The sequence below is a fragment of the Variovorax sp. dw_308 genome (genome assembly GCF_019207085.1).
In the GTDB taxonomy this organism is placed as follows: Bacteria; Pseudomonadota; Gammaproteobacteria; order Burkholderiales; family Burkholderiaceae_C; genus Variovorax.
Genome location: NZ_JAATOM010000003.1, coordinates 44,104 through 64,413 on the forward strand (window position 1 = coordinate 44,104; position 20,310 = coordinate 64,413).

The 20,310-nt window shown below is 66.1% G+C and carries 20 protein-coding genes; 9 read left to right on the forward strand and 11 right to left on the reverse strand.

Annotated features, from left to right (window positions below; genetic code table 11):
• The first annotated feature begins 3 nt into the window (after positions 1-3).
• The 5 genes from HCU76_RS06580 to HCU76_RS06600 are packed head-to-tail and all read left to right on the forward strand — an operon-like array spanning position 4 to position 4,973.
• Positions 4-996, forward strand: a complete 993-nt coding sequence (locus HCU76_RS06580) for a tripartite tricarboxylate transporter substrate binding protein (protein ID WP_218508823.1) — start codon at positions 4-6, stop codon at positions 994-996.
• Positions 997-1,010: 14 nt separating this feature from the next.
• Positions 1,011-1,961 carry an SDR family oxidoreductase gene (locus HCU76_RS06585; RefSeq protein ID WP_218508824.1) on the forward strand — a complete coding sequence of 317 codons (951 nt, stop codon included), beginning with the start codon at positions 1,011-1,013 and terminating at the stop codon, positions 1,959-1,961.
• 58 nt (positions 1,962-2,019) lie between these two features.
• Positions 2,020-3,180: an acyl-CoA dehydrogenase family protein gene (locus tag HCU76_RS06590; protein WP_218508825.1), complete on the forward strand. Its 1,161-nt coding sequence runs from the start codon at positions 2,020-2,022 to the stop codon at positions 3,178-3,180.
• A gap of 14 nt (positions 3,181-3,194) precedes the next feature.
• Positions 3,195-4,178 (forward strand): acyl-CoA dehydrogenase, encoded by a 984-nt coding sequence (locus HCU76_RS06595; RefSeq protein WP_218508826.1) that lies wholly within the window; start codon positions 3,195-3,197, stop codon positions 4,176-4,178.
• Complete coding sequence (locus HCU76_RS06600) at positions 4,179-4,973, forward strand: crotonase/enoyl-CoA hydratase family protein (RefSeq protein ID WP_218508827.1); 795 nt, start codon at positions 4,179-4,181, stop codon at positions 4,971-4,973. It abuts the gene before it with no gap.
• 86 nt (positions 4,974-5,059) lie between these two features.
• Here the strand turns inward: HCU76_RS06600 and HCU76_RS06605 are convergent, their stop codons facing one another.
• The 3 genes from HCU76_RS06605 to HCU76_RS06615 form a co-directional block, all read right to left on the reverse strand.
• On the reverse strand, positions 5,060-5,485 hold the full coding sequence (locus tag HCU76_RS06605; protein ID WP_213957750.1) for an RcnB family protein: 426 nt from the start codon (positions 5,483-5,485) through the stop codon (positions 5,060-5,062).
• Between the two features lie 110 nt (positions 5,486-5,595).
• Positions 5,596-7,149 carry a long-chain-fatty-acid--CoA ligase gene (locus HCU76_RS06610; RefSeq protein ID WP_218509067.1) on the reverse strand — a complete coding sequence of 518 codons (1,554 nt, stop codon included), beginning with the start codon at positions 7,147-7,149 and terminating at the stop codon, positions 5,596-5,598.
• A 16-nt stretch (positions 7,150-7,165) separates the two neighbouring features.
• Positions 7,166-8,941 (reverse strand): long-chain-fatty-acid--CoA ligase, encoded by a 1,776-nt coding sequence (locus HCU76_RS06615; protein WP_218508828.1) that lies wholly within the window; start codon positions 8,939-8,941, stop codon positions 7,166-7,168.
• A 176-nt stretch (positions 8,942-9,117) separates the two neighbouring features.
• On the opposite strand from HCU76_RS06615, the gene HCU76_RS06620 reads away from it, so the two are divergent.
• Entirely contained in the window at positions 9,118-9,687 is a 570-nt protein-coding gene (locus HCU76_RS06620) for a DUF2889 domain-containing protein (RefSeq protein WP_218508829.1), read from the forward strand.
• A gap of 51 nt (positions 9,688-9,738) precedes the next feature.
• Here the strand turns inward: HCU76_RS06620 and HCU76_RS06625 are convergent, their stop codons facing one another.
• From HCU76_RS06625 to HCU76_RS06635, 3 genes are all read right to left on the reverse strand, one after another.
• The gene (locus HCU76_RS06625) at positions 9,739-10,812 is read right to left on the reverse strand and encodes a glycosyltransferase family 2 protein (protein ID WP_218508830.1); all 1,074 of its coding nucleotides are present in this window, start codon (positions 10,810-10,812) and stop codon (positions 9,739-9,741) included.
• 217 nt (positions 10,813-11,029) lie between these two features.
• Positions 11,030-11,590: a hypothetical protein gene (locus HCU76_RS06630; RefSeq protein WP_218508831.1), complete on the reverse strand. Its 561-nt coding sequence runs from the start codon at positions 11,588-11,590 to the stop codon at positions 11,030-11,032.
• Positions 11,591-11,642: 52 nt separating this feature from the next.
• Complete coding sequence (locus HCU76_RS06635) at positions 11,643-11,870, reverse strand: hypothetical protein (RefSeq protein WP_213957745.1); 228 nt, start codon at positions 11,868-11,870, stop codon at positions 11,643-11,645.
• Between the two features lie 252 nt (positions 11,871-12,122).
• On the opposite strand from HCU76_RS06635, the gene HCU76_RS06640 reads away from it, so the two are divergent.
• Positions 12,123-12,527: a hypothetical protein gene (locus tag HCU76_RS06640; RefSeq protein WP_213957744.1), complete on the forward strand. Its 405-nt coding sequence runs from the start codon at positions 12,123-12,125 to the stop codon at positions 12,525-12,527.
• 6 nt (positions 12,528-12,533) lie between these two features.
• Here HCU76_RS06640 and ybaL read toward each other — a convergent pair whose 3' ends face one another.
• The 3 genes from ybaL to phbB all read right to left on the reverse strand — a co-directional run bounded on the left by ybaL (position 12,534) and on the right by phbB (position 16,520).
• Positions 12,534-14,225 (reverse strand): YbaL family putative K(+) efflux transporter, encoded by a 1,692-nt coding sequence (ybaL, locus tag HCU76_RS06645; protein ID WP_218508832.1) that lies wholly within the window; start codon positions 14,223-14,225, stop codon positions 12,534-12,536.
• A gap of 75 nt (positions 14,226-14,300) precedes the next feature.
• Positions 14,301-15,644 (reverse strand): dicarboxylate/amino acid:cation symporter, encoded by a 1,344-nt coding sequence (locus HCU76_RS06650; RefSeq protein WP_213957742.1) that lies wholly within the window; start codon positions 15,642-15,644, stop codon positions 14,301-14,303.
• 138 nt (positions 15,645-15,782) lie between these two features.
• Complete coding sequence (gene phbB, locus HCU76_RS06655; protein WP_213957741.1) at positions 15,783-16,520, reverse strand: acetoacetyl-CoA reductase; 738 nt, start codon at positions 16,518-16,520, stop codon at positions 15,783-15,785.
• A 236-nt stretch (positions 16,521-16,756) separates the two neighbouring features.
• Between phbB and HCU76_RS06660 the strand changes: the two genes are divergently transcribed.
• Together HCU76_RS06660 and HCU76_RS06665 are read left to right on the forward strand one after the other, a co-directional pair.
• Positions 16,757-17,617 (forward strand): endonuclease/exonuclease/phosphatase family protein, encoded by an 861-nt coding sequence (locus HCU76_RS06660; protein ID WP_218508833.1) that lies wholly within the window; start codon positions 16,757-16,759, stop codon positions 17,615-17,617.
• A gap of 7 nt (positions 17,618-17,624) precedes the next feature.
• Entirely contained in the window at positions 17,625-18,875 is a 1,251-nt protein-coding gene (locus HCU76_RS06665) for an MFS transporter (RefSeq protein ID WP_218508834.1), read from the forward strand.
• Positions 18,876-18,896: 21 nt separating this feature from the next.
• On the opposite strand, the gene HCU76_RS06670 is transcribed toward HCU76_RS06665, so the two are convergent.
• Both HCU76_RS06670 and HCU76_RS06675 read right to left on the reverse strand, forming a co-directional pair.
• Entirely contained in the window at positions 18,897-19,484 is a 588-nt protein-coding gene (locus HCU76_RS06670; RefSeq protein ID WP_218508835.1) for a hypothetical protein, read from the reverse strand.
• A 93-nt stretch (positions 19,485-19,577) separates the two neighbouring features.
• Positions 19,578-20,192: a hypothetical protein gene (locus HCU76_RS06675; RefSeq protein WP_218508836.1), complete on the reverse strand. Its 615-nt coding sequence runs from the start codon at positions 20,190-20,192 to the stop codon at positions 19,578-19,580.
• Between the last annotated feature and the right edge of the window lie 118 nt (positions 20,193-20,310).

Below are 20,310 nucleotides of genomic sequence, written 5' to 3' on the forward strand. Positions count from 1 at the left end.
AGCATGAATTACCTGAAGCCCTTGAACCTGCTGGGCGCCGCGCTGACCGCGCTGGCAACCTTCGCCCTGCCCTTGCAACAAGCGCAGGCCGCCGACCCCTTCCCTTCGCACCCCGTGCGCTTCATCGTGCCGCTGGGCCCGGGCAGCGGTTCGGACACCATCACGCGCCTGGTCGCCAAGCTGGTGACGCCGGAACTCCAGGGCCAGTCCACCTTCATCGACAACAAGCCAGGCGCCGACGCCGTGCTCGCCGTGCAGGCCCTGCTGGCATCGCCCGCCGACGGATACAGCGTGCTGATGCTCTCGCCCTCGTCGATGGTGATCAACCCGCTCATCAACGACAGCCTGCCTTATGACGCGCAGAAAGACCTGCGCCCCGTCGCGACCATGCTGCGCAGCGCCGCGGTGCTCGTGACCGGCGCCTCGTCGCCCTACAAGACCTACGCCGAAGCGATGGCCGCCGCGAAGAAGTCGCCCCGGACCGTGAGCATGGCCAGCTACAGCAACCACTACCGCATCGGCGCGCTGATGTTGCAGCAAGGCGCGGGCGTGGAGTTCAACTACATCCCCTACAAGACGCCCGGCCAGGTCCAGTCCGACCTGATGGGCGGCCAGGTGGACCTCGCGCTGCTGGACGTCGGCGGCGCGCTGCCGCTCATCGCCTCGGGCAAGGTGCGCGCGTTGGCGGTGACCGGCAAGGAGCGCCACCCCAAGCTCGCCAACGTGCCGACGGTGCGTGAGAGCGGCCAGCCCAACTACGACCTGTACGTGTGGATCGGCCTTGGCGTCGCCGCCAGGACGCCCGAGCCGGTGGTGAAGACGCTAGAGGCCGCGCTGCTCAAGGCCATGGCGCAACCCGAGTTCAAGACCTACGTCACCGAGACGGCAGGCGCCGAGGTCTACACCGTCGGCAGCAAGGAAATGGAAGAGTTGATCGCCTCCGAAACCGCGCGCTACCGCGCCCTGTCGAAGCAGGTCGACATCTCGCAGAAATGATTCAGGAGCAAGACATGAGCAAGCAACTTTGCAAGGACCGCGTGGTCGTCATCACCGGCGCTGGCCGCGGCATCGGCCGCGAGTACGCACTCGAATTCGCGCGCCAGGGCGCCAAGGTGGTCGTGAACGATCTGGGCGGCCGCGGTGACGGCGGCCCCGGCTCGGCCACCGGCCCGGCACTGGAAGTCGTGGCCGAGATCGAGGCCATGGGCGGACAGGCCATCGCCAACGCCGACGACGTGGCCGACTGGAAAGGTGCCAAGCGCATGATCGACTGCGCCATCGAAGCCTTCGGCGGCCTCGACGTGCTGGTGAACAACGCCGGCATCCTGCGCGACCGCACGCTGGTCAACATGGAAGAGGAAGACTGGGACGCCGTGATCCGCGTGCACATGCGCGGCACCTTCGCGCCCTCGCGCCACGCCGCTGCGTACTGGCGCGAAGAGTCGAAGGCCGGACGCCAGCGCGTCACGCGCATCATCAACACGAGTTCCTCGTCGGGCCTGTATTGCAACGCAGGTCAATCGAACTACGGCGCAGCCAAGGCCGGCATCGCCGCGCTGTCGGTGATCGCATCGCGCGAACTGGACCGCTACGGCGTCACGGTGAATGCCATCTACCCGACTGCGATGAGCCGCCTGACCGAAGACATTTTTGCCAGCCCCAAGTGGCAGGCGATCCGCAATGAAGCGCCCGGCTTCGACCCGCTCGACCCGTCGAACGTCGCGCCGCTGGTGGCGTGGCTGGGCAGCGAGGCATCGAGCGGCATCACCGGCCGCGTGTTTGGCGCGCGTGGTGGGCGCATCACGGTGGCCGAGGGCTGGCATGCCGGTCCGCGCATCGAGAAGACCGGACGCTGGACGGTAGAAGAGCTGGGTGACCTGATCCCGGACCTGGTCAACAAGGCTGCGCCGAACGCGTTGACGACGGGCGAGATTCCACAGGTCGATGGAGTGACGGCGTGAGCGCCATCGCCATGCGAGACTGCTTCAAGCACACCCCGCATTGCACGGAGATTTTGGAATGACGACCCAGTTGCTCGAAGCATTTCGCCTTGCGCAGTTGCCCAAGGAGGCGCAGGCTTTTCGCGCGGAAGTGCGCGAGTTCCTCGCAAAACAGATGGACCCCGCCGCACCTGAAGTGCGGGCACGCACGTGGATGGGCTTCGACGCGGCGTTCAGCCGGCGACTGGCCGAGCGCGGCTGGGTCGGCATCACGCTGCCCGCCCAATACGGTGGCGCGGGGCTCGATGCCTTTCGCCGCTTCGTGCTCGTCGAGGAGATGCTCGCAGCCGGCGCGCCGGTCGCCGCCCATTGGATTGCTGACCGCCAGAGCGGTCCGCTGATCAACAAGTTCGGCACCGAGGCGCAGAAGGACTTCTACCTGCCGCGCATCTGCCGCGGCGAGGCCTTCTTCTGCATCGGCATGAGCGAGCCCAACTCGGGCTCCGACCTCGCCAGCGTGCGCACGCGCGCGACCAAGGTCGAAGGCGGCTGGCGCCTGACCGGCCGAAAGATCTGGACGACCAATGCGCACCGCTCGCACTACATGATCGCGCTGGTTCGCACCTCGGGTGCGCCGGAGGATCGGCAAGGCGGCTTGTCGCAACTCATCGTCGACCTCTCGCTGCCGGGCATCGACATCCGCCCGATCGTCGACCTGACGGGCGATGCGCACTTCTCGGAAGTGACCTTCGACGACGTGTTCCTCAAGGACGACGCGCTCATCGGCGACGAAGGCAGCGGCTGGATGCAGGTGAACGCCGAGCTGGCTTTCGAGCGCAGCGGGCCGGAGCGCTTGTATTCCAGCATCGTGCTGCTCGACACGTGGCTGGCTTCACTGCGCAAGACAGGCTTCTCGCCATCCGACGCGGCCTTGATCGGCGGCTTCACGACACAGCTCGCGACGTTGCGCAGCCTGTCTGTCGCCGTGACCACCAAGCTGGCGCGCGGAGAAAGCCCCGTGGTCGAAGCGGCGCTGGTGAAAGACATCGGCACCGAGTTCGAGCAGACGATTCCAGCCGCCATCGAGGCCGCCGTCGCCGCCGACCCGACGCGCGAAGTCGACGCCGACCTGTACCGCACCCTCACCTACCTGAGCCAGATCTCGCCGACCTTCTCGCTGCGTGGCGGCACGCGCGAGATCCTGCGCGGCATGATCGCGCGCGGCCTCGGATTGCGCTGAAAGGAGACAAGAACATGTTTACAGAAGCCATCGAGGCCATCCTCGCGGACCAGTGCACGCCCGCTGCGATCCGTGCGATCGAGAGCGGCGGCTCGCCGGCAGAGCTGTGGAAGTCGCTGGCCGAGAACGGGTTCCTCGAACTCATGGCCAGCGAAGACGCCGGCGGCGCAGGGCTCGACCTCGAAGCGATCTTCCCGATCTTCGTGGCCTTCGGCCGGCACGCCGCGCCCGTCCCTGCGGCGCAGAGCATCGCAGCGCGTGCGTTGCTGCGTGACGTGGCAGCGCCCGAAGGCATGGTCACGCTCGTGGGCCATGCAATCCGCAAGGCGGACGGATCGATCAGCGCGGCCAACGTCGCGTTCGGCAGCATCGCGGACTTCGCGCTCGCCAACATCGACGGGCAACTCGTGCTGCTCGACTGCAGGAAGGCCGAGCGCATTGCGACCGGCGTGCGCGGAAGCCTTGTCGCGTCGCTTCGCTGGACCCAAGAGGCGGCAGGCACACCCATCGTCGGCAACGGCAACGAGGTCGCGGTGTTCAGCGCCGCCCTGCACGCCGCCGCCATGGCGGGCGCGATGGAGCGCATGTTCTCGATGACGCTCGGCTACTGCAACGACCGCGTTCAGTTCGGCAAGGCCATCGGCAAGTTCCAGGCGATCCAGCATCAGCTCAGCGTGATGGCCGAACACGTGGCCTGCGCCGGCGTCGCGGCAGAACTGGCCTTCAAGGCCGGCTCGACCATCCCCGCCCTGCTCGCAACAGCCACCGCCAAGTCACGCACCAGCACATCGGTGCCTTTGGTCGCATCGACGGCCCATGCCCTGCACGGCGCCATCGGCGTCACCGAGGAATACGACCTCCAGCTCTACAGCCGCCGCCTGCACGAATGGCGCATGGCCGATGGCAGCGAGGTCTACTGGAACCGCATCGTCGGCGAGGCGCTGCTGGGGCACACTGCCTCGTCGGTACTGCAATTCGCAATGGAGGAGATCCTTTAAATGAGCGACAAGAAATTCCTGAACTACGAACAAGAGGGCCACATCGTCACCCTGACGATGAACGACCCCGAGGCCCGCAACGCCCTCACCGGCAACAGCGCCGTGCCCGAGTTCCTCGCGGCCATCGACCGCATCCACGCCGACCATTCCGTGCGCGCCGTGATCCTGACGGGCGCCGACACGGCCTTCTCGTCCGGCGGCAACGTCAAGGACATGGGCCGCTACAGCGAGATGGCGCCGATGGAGCTGCGCCGCGAATACCGCCTCGGCATCCAGAAGCTGCCGCTGGCCCTCTTCAACCTCGAAGTGCCGGTGATCGCCGCCGTCAACGGCCACGCGATCGGCGCCGGCCTCGACCTCGCCTGCATGTGCGACATCCGTGTCGCTGCGGAAGAAGCCAAGTTCGCAGAGAGCTTCGTCAAGCTCGGCATCATCCCCGGCGACGGCGGTGCATGGCTGCTGCCGCGCATCATCGGCCTCTCGCGCGCGACCGAGCTCACGCTGACCGGGCAGATGATCGATGCGAAGCAGGCCGCCGAATGGAACCTGGTCTCACGCGTGGTGTCTCGCGATCAGTTGATGCCGACGGCGCGCGCGCTGGCCGAGCAGATCGCTGCCAACCCGCCGCACGCCGTGCGCCTGGCCAAGCGCCTGCTGCGCGAGGCATTGCACAGCCGGCTCGACACGCTGCTGGAAATGTCCGCGGCGTTCCAGGTGATGTCGCACCAGACGGCCGATCATCACGAAGCCGTCTCGGCCTTCATCGAGAAGCGCAAGCCGGAATTCAAGGGCTGAGCGCCCACTGCGCACCCATCAATAAAAACGCCGGCATCCGCCGGCGTTCTGCCTTCTAGAGGCTGGCGATGCCAGCCGCCCTGACGTCACTGTCCGACGATGATCTGCGCGATGAGTCCGGTGGCGATCGCAGCCAGCACGTAGTCCCCGCCGACACCGACCCACTGGTAGCCGCGCGGCGGCGAGTTCAGGTGGTAGGCACGGTAGTCATTCACGACGTAGTTGCCGCCGCGGTATTCGTTCGGCACGCGGCCGCCGCGCTTCCATTCGGCATGCGGCTGCGGATAAGCGCGGCGGTCGGCGTGACGGCCATCGCGGTAATCGTTGCGGTCGTTGCTCCACTGGCCGTTGTTGTCATGGCGGCCGTCTTGGCGCGGGTCGCGTTGCTCGTACCGGCCGTCGCGTCCATCGCGGTCCGGGCCGTGGTTGCGGTCTTGCGCAAATGCGCTGCCGACGCTCGAAAATGCCAGGGTGGCGGCGATCACGGCGATGGTCTTGGAACGGATGGTCATTCTGAACTCCTTGTTGGGATGACGAGTTCAGTGTCGGGCCCCCATGTGTCGCGCGGGTGCGGCGCGCGTGCAGCAATGTAAAGACTCAAGGCACGGCTACAGCGCCGCCATCAGCTCACCTGCCGCGCCCGCCCCGCCCAGTGCGACTCGCGCAGTTCGCGCTTGAGCACCTTTCCCGCCGCGGACAAGGGCAGCGCCTCGCGGAACTCGATGCTCTTGGGGCACTTGTAGCCCGCGATGAAGGACTTGCAATGCACGTGGAGGTCGGTGTCGTCGAGTTCCATGCCCGGCTTGCGCACCACCACCGCATGCACCGCCTCGCCCCACTGCGCATGCGGCACCGCGATCACGGCGCAGGCCTGCACCGAAGGATGCCGCGCGATCACGTTCTCGACTTCCGCCGAGTACACGTTCTCGCCACCGCTCACGATCATGTCCTTCAAGCGGTCCACGATGAACACATGGCCGCCCTCGTCCATGCGTGCGCCGTCGCCGGTGTAGAGCCAGCCATCGCGCAGCGCGCGAGCCGTCTCCTCCGGCTTGTTCCAGTAGCCGAGCATCACGTTGGGCCCGCGCATGATGAGTTCACCGACCTCGCCGCGCGGCACTTCGTTGCCGCGGTCATCGACCAGCTTCACCGCAATGCCGTAGCCGGCGCGTCCGGCCGAACGCGAGAGGCCCGAGGCGCGGCCTTCCGGCCCGTGGTTCTCCGGCGGGTTGGAGGTCACGCCGCCGCATTCGGTCATGCCGTACGAATGCGTGAACTCCACGCCCGGCAGCAAGGCCAGCGCGCGCTCCAGCACCGATTCGGCAATGGGCGATGCGCCATAGACCATGCGCTTCAGGCTGCTCAGGTCGAAGCAGTCGAACTCCGGGTGCGTGATGAGCGCCTGCAGCATCGTCGGCACCAGCAACAGGTCGGTCACGCGTTCGCGCTCGATGGTCGCCATGACCTCGCGCGCGTCGAAGGCCGGGGCCAGCACATGCGTCTCACCCGCGATGAACTGCACCAGCGCGCGGCCGATGCCGCCCATGTGGAACAAGGGCGCCACGTGCAACGCAACGCTTTCGCCCGGCATCGGCGTCTGCGCCAGGCGCTGTATGCCGATGGACCACAGCGTCCAGTGGCTGTGCATCACGCCCTTGGGGAAGCCCGTGGTGCCGCCGGTGTAGAGGATGCAGGCCAGGTCGGCACCGGCGCGGTTCGCATCTGCTACAGGCCTGGCGTCGGCTATCAGGGCTTCGAAAGAGAGCATGCCTTCGGGCGTCGGCCAGTCGCCGGCATAGATGAAGATGGGCACGCGTTTGGCCGTCGCGCGTATGCCCTCGACGCGGTTCAGGAAGTGATCGTCGACGATCAGGATCGTCGTGTCGCTGTCGTCGAGCGAATAGACGATCTCCGGCACGCTCCAGCGCGTGTTGATTGGGTTGAGCACGCCGCCGCCCCACCACACGCCCATCAGGCATTCGAGCCAGCGGTCGGAGTTGACGCCCAGCATGCCGACACGGTCGCCACCCTTCATGCCGATGGATTGAAGGGCGCCGGCCAGGCGCGCCACCCGTTCACCGTATTCGCTGAAAGTCTGGCGCCGGCCGTGGAACACGGTGGCGATGCGGTCGGGCGTGGCCTGCATCGAGCGCTGCAGCGCGAGCGTCATGGACATGGTCATGGTCGATCCTTCAGAGGGCGGGCACGGTTTCGTCACGCAGGGCGGAGACGGCGCGCGCCTCCTGCTCCTGCAGTTCGCGCCAGGCGATCTTTCCGGTGGCATTCTTCGGCAGCGCATCGACCACTTGCACGATGCGCGGCGCCTTGTAGGCCGCCATGTGTTCCCGGCACCAGGCCAGCAGGCTCGCGCTGTCCTCGGTGCTGCCGGCACGCAGCGTCACCACGGCCTTGACCGTCTCGCCGCGCTTCGGATCGGGCGAGGCGATCACGCAGGCCTCCAGCACGGCCGGGTGCGCATGCAGCGCCGCCTCCACCTCCGCTGGCCAGACCTTGAAGCCCGACGCGTTGATCATCCGCTTGAGCCGATCGCGCATGAAGACGTAGCCCTCGGCGTCCATGCTGGCCAGGTCGCCGGTGCGGAAGTAGCGCTTGCCATCGATCACGACAAAGCCCTGCGCGTTGGCCTCCGCATGGTTCCAGTAGCCGAGCATGATCTGCGCGGCATGCACGACGATCTCGCCGGCCTCGCCCTGCGGCACGGGCTCCAGCGTCTCCGGGTCGACGATGCGCAGGTCCACCCCGAAGGTCGCGATGCCGAGGCATCCCTTCTTCGGCTGGTAGAGCGGATTCGCGCACAGGAAGTTGGCGCTTTCGGTGAGGCCGTAGCCCTCGATGTAGTCGAGCCCGTAGCGCTGCTTCAGCGTGTCGTTGACATGCTGCGGCGTTGCCGCGCCGCCGCCGGTGACCACCGACAGGCTGCAGAGGTTGCGCTGCTCGATGCCGGGCTGTGCGAAGAAGTCGACCAGCATCGCCGGCAGCGCCGCCCAGAAGGTCACCCGATGGCGCTCGATCAGCACCGCCGCGGCCTCGCGGTCCCAGCGCGGCATCAGCACGATGGTGCCGCCCCAGAAGATCGCCGAATTGACGTTGTTCTGGAGCCCCAGCAGATGGAACAGCGGCGCCACCGCAAGGTAGACCGACGATGGATTCGTGCCGCGCCAGAGCGAGGAGCCGACGCACGATGTCATCACCGTGCGATGCGTGTGCACGCAGGCCTTCGGCTTGCCCGTGGTGCCCGAGGTGTAGGGCAGCATGCAGAGGTCGTCAGGCCCCGCGCCGTGCGGCGCCGGCATGCAGGCCTGCGCCAGCGCGGCGTTCCAGGCAACGGCGTCCTGCGGCAGGCGGACATCTGCCATGCGCGTGCGCAGCCATTGCGGCGTCGGCAGGCTGGCATCCTCCTCGCCCAGCGCATCGCCGTAGGCATGCACGATGAGCTTTCGCAGCGAGGTGCTGCCAAGCAGGGGCTCGATGCGCTCGAGCAACTCGCTGGCCACGAAAGCCGCCACCGCGCCGCTGTCGCGAACGATGTGTTCGAGCTCGTCGCGCAGCAGCATCGCATTGACCGGCACGAAGACCGCATCGGCACGCAGGACCGCGAAGTACGCCGCGATGAACTGCGGGCAGTTCTGGCTGAAGACGATCACGCGCTCGCCGGGCGCCACGCCGCAGGCGTTCTGCAGATAGCCCGCCATCGCCTCGACCTCGCCCAGCAGTTGACCGTAGCTGACGGCGCTGCCCTGGAAATGGATGGCCGTCTTGTCTGGATAGCGCTGCGCCGAGACCTCCAGGTTGCGGAACAGGCTGGTCTCTGGAATGTGGGCTTCGCACGGCAGCCCCTGGCGGGCCCGTTCCGCATCGATGGCCAGCGCGCCGGTGGGTCGCTCGACCACGTCGGCGGGCGTCGGGCAAGGATGAAACGATCTCGTGGTGGTGCTGGGTTCTTGCATGGGTGCCGTCCGCTTTGTCTCTGGAATCGGCCCAGTAAACCAGCGCACCCCTTGGCTCCAGCCACCCCGATCGGGTGGCACCGTGACGCCGGACCCGCCGCAGACCACCCGCCCGGGGTAGTGCCCATGCCACCCGCCGCGTCGACCATCGACAGGCAACCCAAGGAACACGAAGCATGCAACCCCATTCCCCTTCCGGGCCCGCCCGCCGCCTGCTCCACACGCGCGAGATCGTCTGCAACGCCTACCTTCGCGACGACGGCCTGGTCGACGTGGAGAGCACGATGCGCGACATCTCACCCAATGGCTCGGATCTCTTCTTCAAGCCCCTTGGCCCGGGCGAAGACCTGCATCGCATGCGCATCATCATGACGGTCGACAGCGACATGGTGATCCGCACCCTGCAAGTGCAGACACAGGCCGCGCCCACGCCTTACTGCGCCGAAGGCAACGCGATCTACGACGTGCTCGTCGGCCTGAAGATCGGTCCCGGCTTCACGAAGCGGGTGCGCAGCCTGGTCGGCGCCCATCGGGGCTGCACCCATCTCACCGAACTGATCGGCCCCGCCGCGACGACGGCCATCCAGAGCTACTTTGCGCTCGGCCGCGAGCGGGGCAACCTGCGCAGGCTGCACGCCGGGGCCGGTCCGCTGCCCAAGCCCGGCCTCGCCGACACCTGCCAGGCCTATCGCAGCGATGGCGAGGCACTCAAGGCCATCTGGCCCCTGCATCGAAGGGGCGCGTAGTCGATTCCAGGCAGCCCGGCACAGCGCACTGCCTTTGCTTGCGAAGTCGTATCAGGTCCTGGGTGACCGATCGTCGACCTCGTCATGACCGGCGAAACCAGCGACTCCGAATGAAGGTTGCGCCACCGCCATCGCAGGACGACCCGGCCCCACCGGAACCTGCGCAATGCCTGGACCGCGATAGCCCATCGCCCATTGCCAGGCGAAGGCTGGCGTCATCAACATGCCGAGCGTCACGACGCCACGCGGTGAAAGGCGCCGCTTCCATTGCCAATCAGGCGACAGGAAGCACTTCCAGGCCGCCGCACGCTCGCCATCGCGGAGGTAGCGGGTGGTCGCCACGACCGCGAACTGGCGCAGCAGCCGCTTCCTGCCCTCGATCTGCTCCGGCGAGGAGACCTTCAACTGCTGCGCGAGTTCGTACATGAGATGCGCATCCACGCCCCGCCCCGAGTTGGTCAGCGACTCGGCATGGACACGGTAGCGCGCCAGGTCCTGGGCAATGAAACGCCCGTAGGCGCCGGAATTCGCGAGCCTGATGGACAGGCCCCAGTCGCCGATGTTGCCGTCACGGGCGCCGAACATGTGCGCGAGATAGGTGGTCCGGGGCATCAGGAAACTGTTCGGCGGGATCGCGTGCTGGAGGCTCCATTCGCGCACGGTTTTCACCGCGCCCGGCCCCTCCTTGCCGTAGTCCCTGTGGTTGGTTGCGGTTCGCACCGGATCGACCCGACCCTTCTCGTCCATGATTTCGTTGCGGCCGAACCAGATCTTCACGCGCTCGTCCGTCTCTTTCGCGCAGGCCTGGGCCAGCGTGGCCAGCGCACCAGGGCAGAGGTGGTCGTCGTCATGCAGGATGAGGATGTGGTCGAAGCGCGCCGCGCTCCCGAGCGCGCACTGGTTCGGATAGTTGCCCAGCGGCGGGTCGTTGATGACATGGCGCACCAGCGGTTCGAGCCCGCTCGCGGCAATCGTGGCGCGGTTCCCGGCGCGGAATTCCACCGGACTGTCGTCGCCCACGATGATCTCGCCAATCAGCGACCGGTCCTGCTGCGCCAGGCTTTCCAATGCCTCGGCAAGGTGATGCGGTCGCCGAAAAGTGGGGACGAGGATGGATATCAGCATGTCCGGTTCAATGGAAACAATAGATCACATTTGGCCATGCAGGTGAATCAATTGCAACCAAACTGCCCGTCGGCGGCGCGGGATTTCGACTCTCCTCGGGGGCCTGTCTGACAAACCGAAAGTCATAGGGAAACGGCAGCCGCCTGACCTCATCCAGGCCGGGCCCTGCGCCACGTCCCGGCCCACGCCGTCTGGCGCGGATACCCAACGGTTTCCGCTAGAGGTTTCCGAGCGACGTACGCAAGCCCGCGTAGTCGGTCGGCCCATTGCTTTCCGACGGATTGCCCGTCGCCGAAAGCCATGCCGCGATGCCCGGCACACGTTTTTCGAAGTAGCTCTGCAGCGGCGGCCAATGGCCATCTGCATCGTGCGATTCGGTGACTTCGAGCGCCTCCACGCCGATCGAGCGCAGGCTCGTCACCATCGCCAGCGAGCGGCCGTCCAGCAGTTGCAAGGTCACTTCACGGCCCTGCGCCAGGATCTCCTCGAGGATGCGTCGATGCACCTTGTAGTCGGCCCAACTGCGCTTGGCGCAGGCGTCGCTGAGCTCGCGGAATGCCCAGTGCATGTTCGACGCGAAGGCGGCCGCGACCTGCGCCGCCTGCCGTTCGCCCTGGCTCGCGGCCAGCCCTTGCAGCCGCACGCTCCAGCCCACGGCCAGCAGCACACCGAAGGCCTGCACCCAGGCGGCCCATTCGCTCGCCGAGTTGGGCCGGAACACCCAGGCCACCCCCAGAAGACTGAACGCAATCGCCACCGGCAACCAGATTCTTTGCATTGCTAAACCTCCGGACCTTGCGGCGAAGTCATCTCACCATTCGGGGATGGGCTCATCCCCTCGGACCATCGCTGCCAAACATGCGGCGGATCGCCGCGACGCCAGCCACCAATGCGTTGGAATAGCTTGCATGCGGATCGGCGGACGCCTCCAGCGGCAAATAGGACAGCGAGTCCGCTGCAGCGTTTTCCCCGCTGTCGGCGCCTTCCATCAACACCCAATAGAACTCGCCTTCTTCTAGTTCATGCACAGTCAACGCAATGTTTCGGAGTTGGGACATCAGAGGATGGAAAAATGACAGTACCGTGGATTAAGAGCGCGGTCCCATCCTATTCAGGACCGCCGCAACACGCCTAACCACAATTTCACGGTTACTTCGAAATGTGACAAAGAGTAAGTAGATCAGCATCGCTATTACACACGATTGGCCGCACCCACGGGAAAAGTGAGTGCTTTTTGTTTCTTTTCCTACAACCATTTCGTGGCTGAAAGCCTACGCTGGGGTGGTCGTTCTTCGCCTCAAGGAAGCCCCATGAAACATCTCGTCGTCAACTCGCACATGCTGTCGTCCGTGGGCGGCGCGTTCTATCCCACCGGGTATTCGATGCTCATGTTCCCGGATGGGGAGACCGCCCGGCGGGTCGGAAAGCGCCTGATCGACAACGACGTGAGCGGCGACGACGTGTACCTGGTGCCTCCGGAGGAGATCCTTTCGCAGATCGCGCCGACCGTGCACGACGGCGACAACCCCCTTCCCTCCGCCGGCACGGACGGCGCCACGGTGCGCGCCTACACCAAGCTGGCGCTCGACGGGCACACCGGCCTGCTGGTCAAGACGCCGGACGCCAAGGCCGCGGAGCGGATGATGGAGATCGTGCGGACGGTACCGTACTCGATGGCCCAGCGCTATCGGACGCTGGTGATCGAGGACCTTTGAGCCTTCTCAAGCCGGAGCTGCGCGCCGGACGACCTCGCGCGACATGGCCTGCGCCAGTTCATGCTCGCCGAGGAAGACGATGGCGCTGTCCTCGCGGGACAGCAGTGCCGCCTCTTCCTCGTTGTGGCTGCGCACCACGGTCTGGATGCCGGGGTTGAGCGTTCGCGCCGCCTCGATCATCTGGCGCACATGGAGCGTGTCGGGCGTCGCGATGACCAGCACCCGGGCGCGCGCCACATGCGCCTGGATCAGCACGGCCGGGTCGGCCGCGTCGCCCCACACCGCGGCCATGCCGCCTTCGCGCAGTTTCTCGACCAGTTCCCGGTTCTGCTCGGCCACGACGAAGGGCAGGTCATGCGCCGTCAATGCCGCCGCGATGCGACGACCGACGCGCCCATAGCCCACCAGCACGACCTGCCTTGAAAGATAGCGTGCATCCGTCGTCATCGGCAGTTCGGCGAGCGGGTCCGAGCGCGCATCGAGTTCGCGCGCCAGCGATGAACGCGCACGCAGCCACCTCTGCATGGGCGCGATGGCACCGAACCACAACGGATTGGTCGCAATGGAAATCAGCGCCCCCGCGAGGATCAGGCTCTGCCCCTCGGCCGACAGCAGGCCCAGCGACATGCCCAAGCTGGCCAGGATGAACGAGAACTCGCCGATCTGGGCCAGGCTCGCGCTCACCGTCAACGCCGTGTGCAGCGGGTACCGCAGCAACAGCACCAGCAGGCAGGCCGCCATCGACTTGCCCACCACGATCACGCCCACCACCGCCAGCACCTGGAGCGGACGCTCGACCAGCACCATCGGATCGAACAGCATGCCGACCGACACGAAGAACAGCACCGCGAACGCATCGCGCAAGGGCAGCGACTCCTGCGCCGCCCGATGGGCAAACTCCGACTCGCGCATCACCATGCCGGCAAAGAAGGCGCCGAGCGCGAACGACACGCCGAACAGCGCCGCCGATGCAAACGCGATGCTGACCGCCGCCGCCACCACGCACAGCGTGAACAGCTCGCGCGACCCTGTGCGCGTGACCTGCCACAGCACCCAGGGAAACAGCCGCCGCCCGACCACCAGCATCAGCGCGACGAAGCCGCCCACCTGCAGCAGCGTCAGGCCCAGCGTCTGCCACACCGGCTCGGTGCTCGCCACCGCCCCGCCGCCACCCAGCGCACCCGCCAGCGGCGGCAGCAGCACCAGCACGAGCACCATCGCCAGGTCCTCCACCACCAGCCAGCCGACCGCGATGCGGCCCGTGTAGGTGTCGAGGATGCCAAGCGTCTCCAGCGCACGCAGCAAGACCACGGTACTGGCCACCGACAGCGCCAGGCCGAAGACCAGCGCCGCACCGGCCGACCAGCCCCACCAGGTGGCCAGGCCCGCGCCCAGCAGCGTGGCCACCGCAATCTGCACCAGTGCCCCGGGCACGGCGATCTTGCGCACCGTCAGCAAGTCGTCGAGCGAGAAGTGCAGGCCGACGCCGAACATCAGCAGCATGACGCCGATCTCGGCCAGTTGCGCGGCAATGCCCGCATCGGCCACGAAGCCCGGCGTGAACGGGCCGATGATGACGCCGGCGAGCAGGTAGCCCACCAGCGCCGGCAGGCGCACGCGCACCGCGATGAAACCGAGGACCAATGCCAGGCCGAGGCCGGCCGCGATGGTATTGATCAGGGAAACGCTGTGGGGCATCGACCCATTCTGCAAGATCGATGCAGGTCAACGCCGAATAATTCTCCGGAGCGTCCGAAGGACTTGTCCTCCCCTTCAGGCCGCCATCTTTTCGTTCTTGGCGTCCAGCAGGATCTCGGGCTCGTTGGCCTCGACCCAGCTCTCGTTGTTGAGGGCGGCGTGCAGCCGGTCCATGTCCAGTTCATCGGTCCACTTGGCCACGACCAGCGTGGCCACGCCGTTGCCGATCAGGTTGGTCAGCGCGCGCGCTTCCGACATGAAGCGGTCGATGCCGAGGATCAGCGCCAGCCCCGCCACCGGCACATGCCCGACCGCCGACAAGGTGGCTGCCAGCACGATGAAGCCGCTGCCGGTGACGCCCGCCGCGCCCTTGGAGGTGAGCAGAAGCACAGCCAGCAACGTGATCTCCTGCGTGAAGGTCATGTCGGTGTTGGTGGCCTGCGCGATGAACACCGCCGCCATGGTGAGGTAGATCGAGGTGCCGTCCAGGTTGAACGAATAACCGGTGGGGATCACCAGCCCGACGCAAGTCTTCTTCGCGCCGAGGTTTTCCATCTTCTCCATCATGCGCGGCAGCACCGACTCCGACGACGAGGTACCCAGCACGATCAGCAGCTCCTCCTTGATGTACTTGATGAACTTCCAGATGCTGAAGCCGTGGAAGCGCGCGATGGCGCCCAGCACCACGAAGATGAACAGCAGGCAGGTCAGGTAGAACACGCCCATCAGCTTGCCCAGCGAGAACAGCGAGCCCACGCCATACTTGCCGATGGTGAACGCCATCGCGCCGAACGCGCCGATCGGCGCCACCTTCATGATGTAGTTGACGATGGTGAAGAGCACATGCGAGCCCTTCTCGATGATGTCGAATATCAACGTGCCGCGGCCACCGAAGCGGTGCAGCGCAAAGCCGAACAGCACCGCGATCAGGAGCACCTGCAGGATCTCGCCCTTGGCGAAGGCATCCACGATCGTGTTGGGAATGACGTGCAGCAGGAAGTCGACCGTGCCCTCCATCTTGCCCGGGCCGGTATAGGCGGCGATGGACTTGGTGTCGATGGTCGAGGCATCGATGTTCATGCCCGCGCCGGGCTTCAGCAGGTTGACCAGGCACAGCCCGACCACCAGCGCGATGGAACTCACGATCTCGAAGTACAGCAGCGCCAGCCCGCCGGTCTTGCCGACCTTCTTCATGTCTTCCATGCCGGCGATGCCGACCACCACCGTGCAAAAGATGATCGGCGCGATGATCATCTTGATGAGCTTGATGAAGCCGTCGCCCAGCGGCTTCATCTTCTCGCCGGTCTCGGGGAAGAAGTAGCCCAGCAGCACCCCGAGGATCACCGCCGTGATGACCTGCAGGTAGAGCGACTTGTAGAGCGGCTGCTTTGTTTTCGTAGGCGTGGAAGGGCCTGCCATCGCGTTGTCTCCTGCTGGGAACGTCGCGCCTGCCGATGGGGCCGGCGTGCAACCGTTCCACTGTAGCGCCGTGTTGCACCCCGCGTGCAATAAAAAAACCCGCCGAGGCGGGTTTCACTGACTATTGGCTGACGCCGCTCAGTGCATGTGCAGGCCGCCGTTGATCGAGAAGTCGGCGCCGGTCGAGTAGCCGCCTTCGTCGGTGGCCAGCCACGCGATGATCGAGGCGATTTCGCTCGGCTTGCCCAGGCGCTTGACCGGGATCGTCGAGATGATCTTGTCGAGCACTTCCTGGCGGATGGCGTTGACCATGTCGGTGCCGATGTAGCCAGGGCTCACGGTGTTGACCGTCACGCCCTTGCCAGCCAGTTCCTGCGCCAGCGCCATCGAGAAGCCGTGCATGCCGGCCTTGGCCGCCGAGTAGTTGGTCTGCCCGGCCTGGCCCTTGGCGCCGTTGACCGAGCTGATGTTGATGATGCGGCCCCAGCCCTTTTCGACCATGTCGCCAACCACCTGCTTGGTCACGTTGAACATGCTGTTGAGGTTGGTCTCGATGACGGCGCTCCAGTCCTCGGGCGACATCTTCACGAACATGCGATCGCGCGTGATGCCGGCGTTGTTGACCAGCACGTCGATGCTGCCGTGCTCGCCCTTGGCTTTGGCGAAGGCGTCGACAGTGGATTGCCAGTCGCCGACGTTGCCCACGGAGGCGTAGAACTCGTAGCCCTCGGCCTTCTGTTCACCCAGCCATTTCGCGTGGTCTCGCGTCGGACCGCAGCCGGCGATGACCGTGAACCCGTCCTTGTGGAGCCGCTGACAAATAGCGGTGCCGATGCCACCCATTCCTCCAGTGACATATGCGACTTTTTTGCTCATGAATCTTCCTTGGTGATGTCTATTTAAGGCCCTCGGACTTTAACGAACTTAGGACTTAACCGGCTCAGGAAAACACCGACACCAGTGTGCAACCACATGTCACAACCGCTTCCTATACTTGCCGGGCGCTGTGGGAAGGTCGGTCATCATTGCCAGGACCTTTGCGCCACGCTCCATGCCTTCCCCTCGCTGGAAAGGCCCTTTGTCCAGCGCTCGAAGCGGACACGGACCCCGCCATGAAACTCATCACCTGGAACACCCAATGGTGCCGCGGCCTCGACGGCGACGTGAGTCCGCGGCGCATCGTCGAAGGCGCCCGCGCGATGGCCGACTTCGACGTGCTGTGCCTGCAGGAGATCGCGCAAGGCTTCGACGGCATGCCGGGCGCGCCCGGAGACCAGCCCGCCGAGCTGGCTGCGCTGTTGCCCTGCTTCCAGCTCTTCTTTGGCGCGGCGGTCGACGAGTTCGATGCCGCCGGAAAGCGGCAGCGCTTCGGCAACCTGGTCGCCACCCGCCTGCCGGTGGAGAACGTCCAGCACCACCCCCTGCCCTGGCCGGCCGACCCCAGCGTGAGCAGCATGCCGCGGATGTGCACGGTCGTCACCGTGCGCGACCCCGTGCTGGGTCCGGTCCGCGTGATGACCACGCACCTCGAGTACTACAGCCAGGCGCAGCGCATGGCGCAGGTGGACGCGGTGCGCGAGCTGAACGCGCAAGCCTGCGCCCAGGCCGCCGCGCCGCCGAAGTCCGAGCTTGAGATTTCGCCGTTCCAGGCCAAGGCGCACACGCCTCGCGCGATCCTCTGCGGCGACTTCAACCTCGTGGTCACGCAGCCCGGGCACCCGGTCACCGAACCCGAGTACCAGGCCCTTCACCAACCCCATCCCCATGGACGCCTGCAGGACGCCTGGCCCCTGGTGCACGGCGCCGCACCCCACGCGCCGACCTTCCGCCTGTTCGACCGGCGCTATGGCCCGACCCCGGCGACCTTCGACTTCGTCTTCGTGACCGACGACCTTTCGGCGCACGTGCGGCGCATGGAGGTCGATATCCTGACGCGTGCCTCCGACCACCAGCCGGTGCTGGTCGAGCTATAAGGTCCTCATGCAAGCCAGCCCACACCTGCCCGATTCACGCTATGCGGTCATGCGCCTGATCGTCACCATGCTGCTCATGACCGTGGGCAGCAGCGGCATGTATGTGGTGTCGGTGGTGCTGCCGGCCGTGCAGGCCGACTTCGGCGTCGCGCGCGCGGACGCATCGCTGCCCTACACGCTGCTGATGATCGGCTTCGGCGTGGGCGGCGTGCTGATGGGAAAACTGGCCGACCGCTTCGGCGTGATGTGGCCTTTGATGCTGGGTGCGGTGGCACTCGGGCTGGGCTACATCGCCTGCAGCATGGCCGATGGCATCGTGTCCTTTGCCATTGCGCAGGGGTTGCTGGTCGGCTTGCTGGGCAGCGCCGCGGTATTCGCGCCGCTGGTGGCCGACACGTCGCTCTGGTTCGTGAAGCGGCGCGGCACCGCCGTGGCGGTGTGCGCCAGCGGCAACTACATCGCCGGCGCGATCTGGCCGCCCATCGTGCAGCACTTCATCGAGACGGTCGGCTGGCGCCCCACCTACTTCGGCATGGGCGTGTTCTGCGGGCTCGCCATGGCCGGGCTCGCGCTGTTCATGCGGGCGCGGCCGCCCTTGGAGAGCCCGGCGCCCGCGGCAAGCACGGCGCCCGGTCGCGCGCAGCTTGGCCCTTCGCTGCAGCCTTTCGGCCTCAGCCTCGGCATGGCGCAAGGGCTGCTCTGCCTGGCCGGTACCGCCTGCTGCGTGGCGATGGCGATGCCGCAAGTGCACATCGTGGCCTACTGCAGCGACCTCGGCTACGGCGCGGCACGCGGCGCGCAGATGCTGTCGGTGATGCTGGCATTCGGCATCGTCAGCCGGCTGGTTTCAGGGTTTGTCTGCGACCGCATCGGCGGCTTGCGCACCTTGCTGCTCGGCTCGGTGCTGCAGTGCATCGCGCTGATCCTGTTCCTGCCCTTCGATGGCCTGGTGCCGCTGTTCGTGGTGTCGGCCCTGTTCGGCCTGTTCCAGGGCGGCATCGTGCCCTCCTACGCGATCATCGTGCGCGAGTACTTTCCACCGGCCGAGGCCGGCGCGCGCGTGGGCACGGTCATCATGTGCACGCTGCTCGGCATGGCCCTGGGTGGCTGGATGTCAGGCGAGGTGTTCGACCTGACCGGGAGCTATCACGCGGCGTTCATCAACGGCATCGCGTGGAACCTGCTGAACATGTCGATCGCGGTGACGCTGCTGCTGCGGGTGCGGCGGATGCACGCGCTTGCCCTTGGGACCGCTTGAATCCTCACGCGCCAGCCAGCGTCAAACGTGCGCGCAGTCGCGGCAAGACTCGTTCCACTGCTTGTGCGGTGCCCTTGAACCGGCCTTCTTGATGAATCCCAGCAGGCGATTGGGCTGGCGCTGGCGCGGTTCCTCGCGCTTCACCTTCGACATCATGCTTGTGTAGGTCAGTGCCGGCGGGGCCTTGATCGCGCCGGCCCGCATCAGGTCGAACGACAAGGCGACGCTGCATTCGATGTCGTTCGACTCCAGGCACTTCCAGACATATTCGTGTGCGAAGACAACCAGTGCGCGGTCGGGTGACGCGACGACGAAATGCTCTGCTTCACCGAGCGTCATGCAGATCCATTCCCAGCCGAACTCGCGCACCACCTGGTTGCCCCACACCGTTCCGAGCGCGCGGCCCGCATCGGCGTCGTCGCCATCGAAACCCTTCGTCGACGCGAACAGCAGCGGACCCTGCCTCTTCTGGATGTATGCGTCGATCCCGGCGACGATGACGTCCATCCGGCTGCATGGGACGTCCGAGATCATGTCGAATCCGGTCGCAGCGTAGTTCTTGAACAGCGCGTGTTCCTGGAGAGTGAGAGAGCGTTCAGAGGTGGGCATTTGGAACCTTGTTGGTTGATGCCCAAATTGTCCCAAGCCAAGGGTTTTTACTCAGCAGGCTGCGGCTGCTTGACGCATCGGAAACTTCCGATTTCAAGCCACCGGAGTCGACGCGCGGGACGGATCCGCCAATGCGCCGGATTTGCGGATGATGGTTCCAAGACGGTCGGCGGCCCAGCGCTTTGCGTGGGCAGGCACGGCCCGCGCGGGCTCGCTGGCAGCCAGGCTGACCAGTTGCATGGCGCTCGTGTAGCTCCATGCCGCTTGCGGGGGAATCACGTCGGAGCGCAGTTGATCGAAGGCTGCCTTGATCGCGCAATCCATCGTCTCCAGGTCCAGGCACGCCTCGATGTATTCCGTCGCGAAGATGGCAAGCGAGCGGCTGGGCTGCACCACGACGTAGTGCTCCTCACCCTCGAACATCACACAGACCCATTCCCATCCGAAAACCCGGACGAGCTGGTCACCCCACACGGTGGCCAGCGCGCGGGCGGCCTCGGCGTTGCTTCGCCTTTCCTCGCCTTCCCGGCGCGGCGCCCACTGGCCGGCGTGCTTGCGCTGGTGTCTATCGACGGATGCGTGGATGGCCGCGACGATTCGCGTGGGCGGAGCATCGCGTTCGCCACCGATCATCTGGTTGCCGGCGGCGGCATATCGGTTGAATTCGCGTTGCTCCCCTGCGGTCAGGGCGCGTTCGTACGTGGACATTCAGGAACCTCTTTTGGATAGAGGCCCGATTGTCCGGATCCAGTGGCGCTGGCGAAGTCAGGCCGGGCTGAGCCGGCCTGCGGAAACGTCCGGAAACACCGCCGCCAATTCCGCCGGC

Bases quoted from the DNA above. Each gene is read 5' to 3' on its own strand.
- HCU76_RS06580 (WP_218508823.1), top strand. From the start codon at position 4: ATGAATTACCTGAAGCCCTTGAACCTGCTGGGCGCCGCGCTGACCGCG.
- HCU76_RS06585 (WP_218508824.1), top strand. From the start codon at position 1,011: ATGAGCAAGCAACTTTGCAAGGACCGCGTGGTCGTCATCACCGGCGCT.
- HCU76_RS06590 (WP_218508825.1), top strand. From the start codon at position 2,020: ATGACGACCCAGTTGCTCGAAGCATTTCGCCTTGCGCAGTTGCCCAAG.
- HCU76_RS06595 (WP_218508826.1), top strand. From the start codon at position 3,195: ATGTTTACAGAAGCCATCGAGGCCATCCTCGCGGACCAGTGCACGCCC.
- HCU76_RS06600 (WP_218508827.1), top strand. From the start codon at position 4,179: ATGAGCGACAAGAAATTCCTGAACTACGAACAAGAGGGCCACATCGTC.
- HCU76_RS06605 (WP_213957750.1), bottom strand. From the start codon at position 5,485: ATGACCATCCGTTCCAAGACCATCGCCGTGATCGCCGCCACCCTGGCA.
- HCU76_RS06610 (WP_218509067.1), bottom strand. From the start codon at position 7,149: ATGTCCATGACGCTCGCGCTGCAGCGCTCGATGCAGGCCACGCCCGAC.
- HCU76_RS06615 (WP_218508828.1), bottom strand. From the start codon at position 8,941: ATGCAAGAACCCAGCACCACCACGAGATCGTTTCATCCTTGCCCGACG.
- HCU76_RS06620 (WP_218508829.1), top strand. From the start codon at position 9,118: ATGCAACCCCATTCCCCTTCCGGGCCCGCCCGCCGCCTGCTCCACACG.
- HCU76_RS06625 (WP_218508830.1), bottom strand. From the start codon at position 10,812: ATGCTGATATCCATCCTCGTCCCCACTTTTCGGCGACCGCATCACCTT.
- HCU76_RS06630 (WP_218508831.1), bottom strand. From the start codon at position 11,590: ATGCAAAGAATCTGGTTGCCGGTGGCGATTGCGTTCAGTCTTCTGGGG.
- HCU76_RS06635 (WP_213957745.1), bottom strand. From the start codon at position 11,870: ATGTCCCAACTCCGAAACATTGCGTTGACTGTGCATGAACTAGAAGAA.
- HCU76_RS06640 (WP_213957744.1), top strand. From the start codon at position 12,123: ATGAAACATCTCGTCGTCAACTCGCACATGCTGTCGTCCGTGGGCGGC.
- ybaL (WP_218508832.1), bottom strand. From the start codon at position 14,225: ATGCCCCACAGCGTTTCCCTGATCAATACCATCGCGGCCGGCCTCGGC.
- HCU76_RS06650 (WP_213957742.1), bottom strand. From the start codon at position 15,644: ATGGCAGGCCCTTCCACGCCTACGAAAACAAAGCAGCCGCTCTACAAG.
- phbB (WP_213957741.1), bottom strand. From the start codon at position 16,520: ATGAGCAAAAAAGTCGCATATGTCACTGGAGGAATGGGTGGCATCGGC.
- HCU76_RS06660 (WP_218508833.1), top strand. From the start codon at position 16,757: ATGAAACTCATCACCTGGAACACCCAATGGTGCCGCGGCCTCGACGGC.
- HCU76_RS06665 (WP_218508834.1), top strand. From the start codon at position 17,625: ATGCAAGCCAGCCCACACCTGCCCGATTCACGCTATGCGGTCATGCGC.
- HCU76_RS06670 (WP_218508835.1), bottom strand. From the start codon at position 19,484: ATGCCCACCTCTGAACGCTCTCTCACTCTCCAGGAACACGCGCTGTTC.
- HCU76_RS06675 (WP_218508836.1), bottom strand. From the start codon at position 20,192: ATGTCCACGTACGAACGCGCCCTGACCGCAGGGGAGCAACGCGAATTC.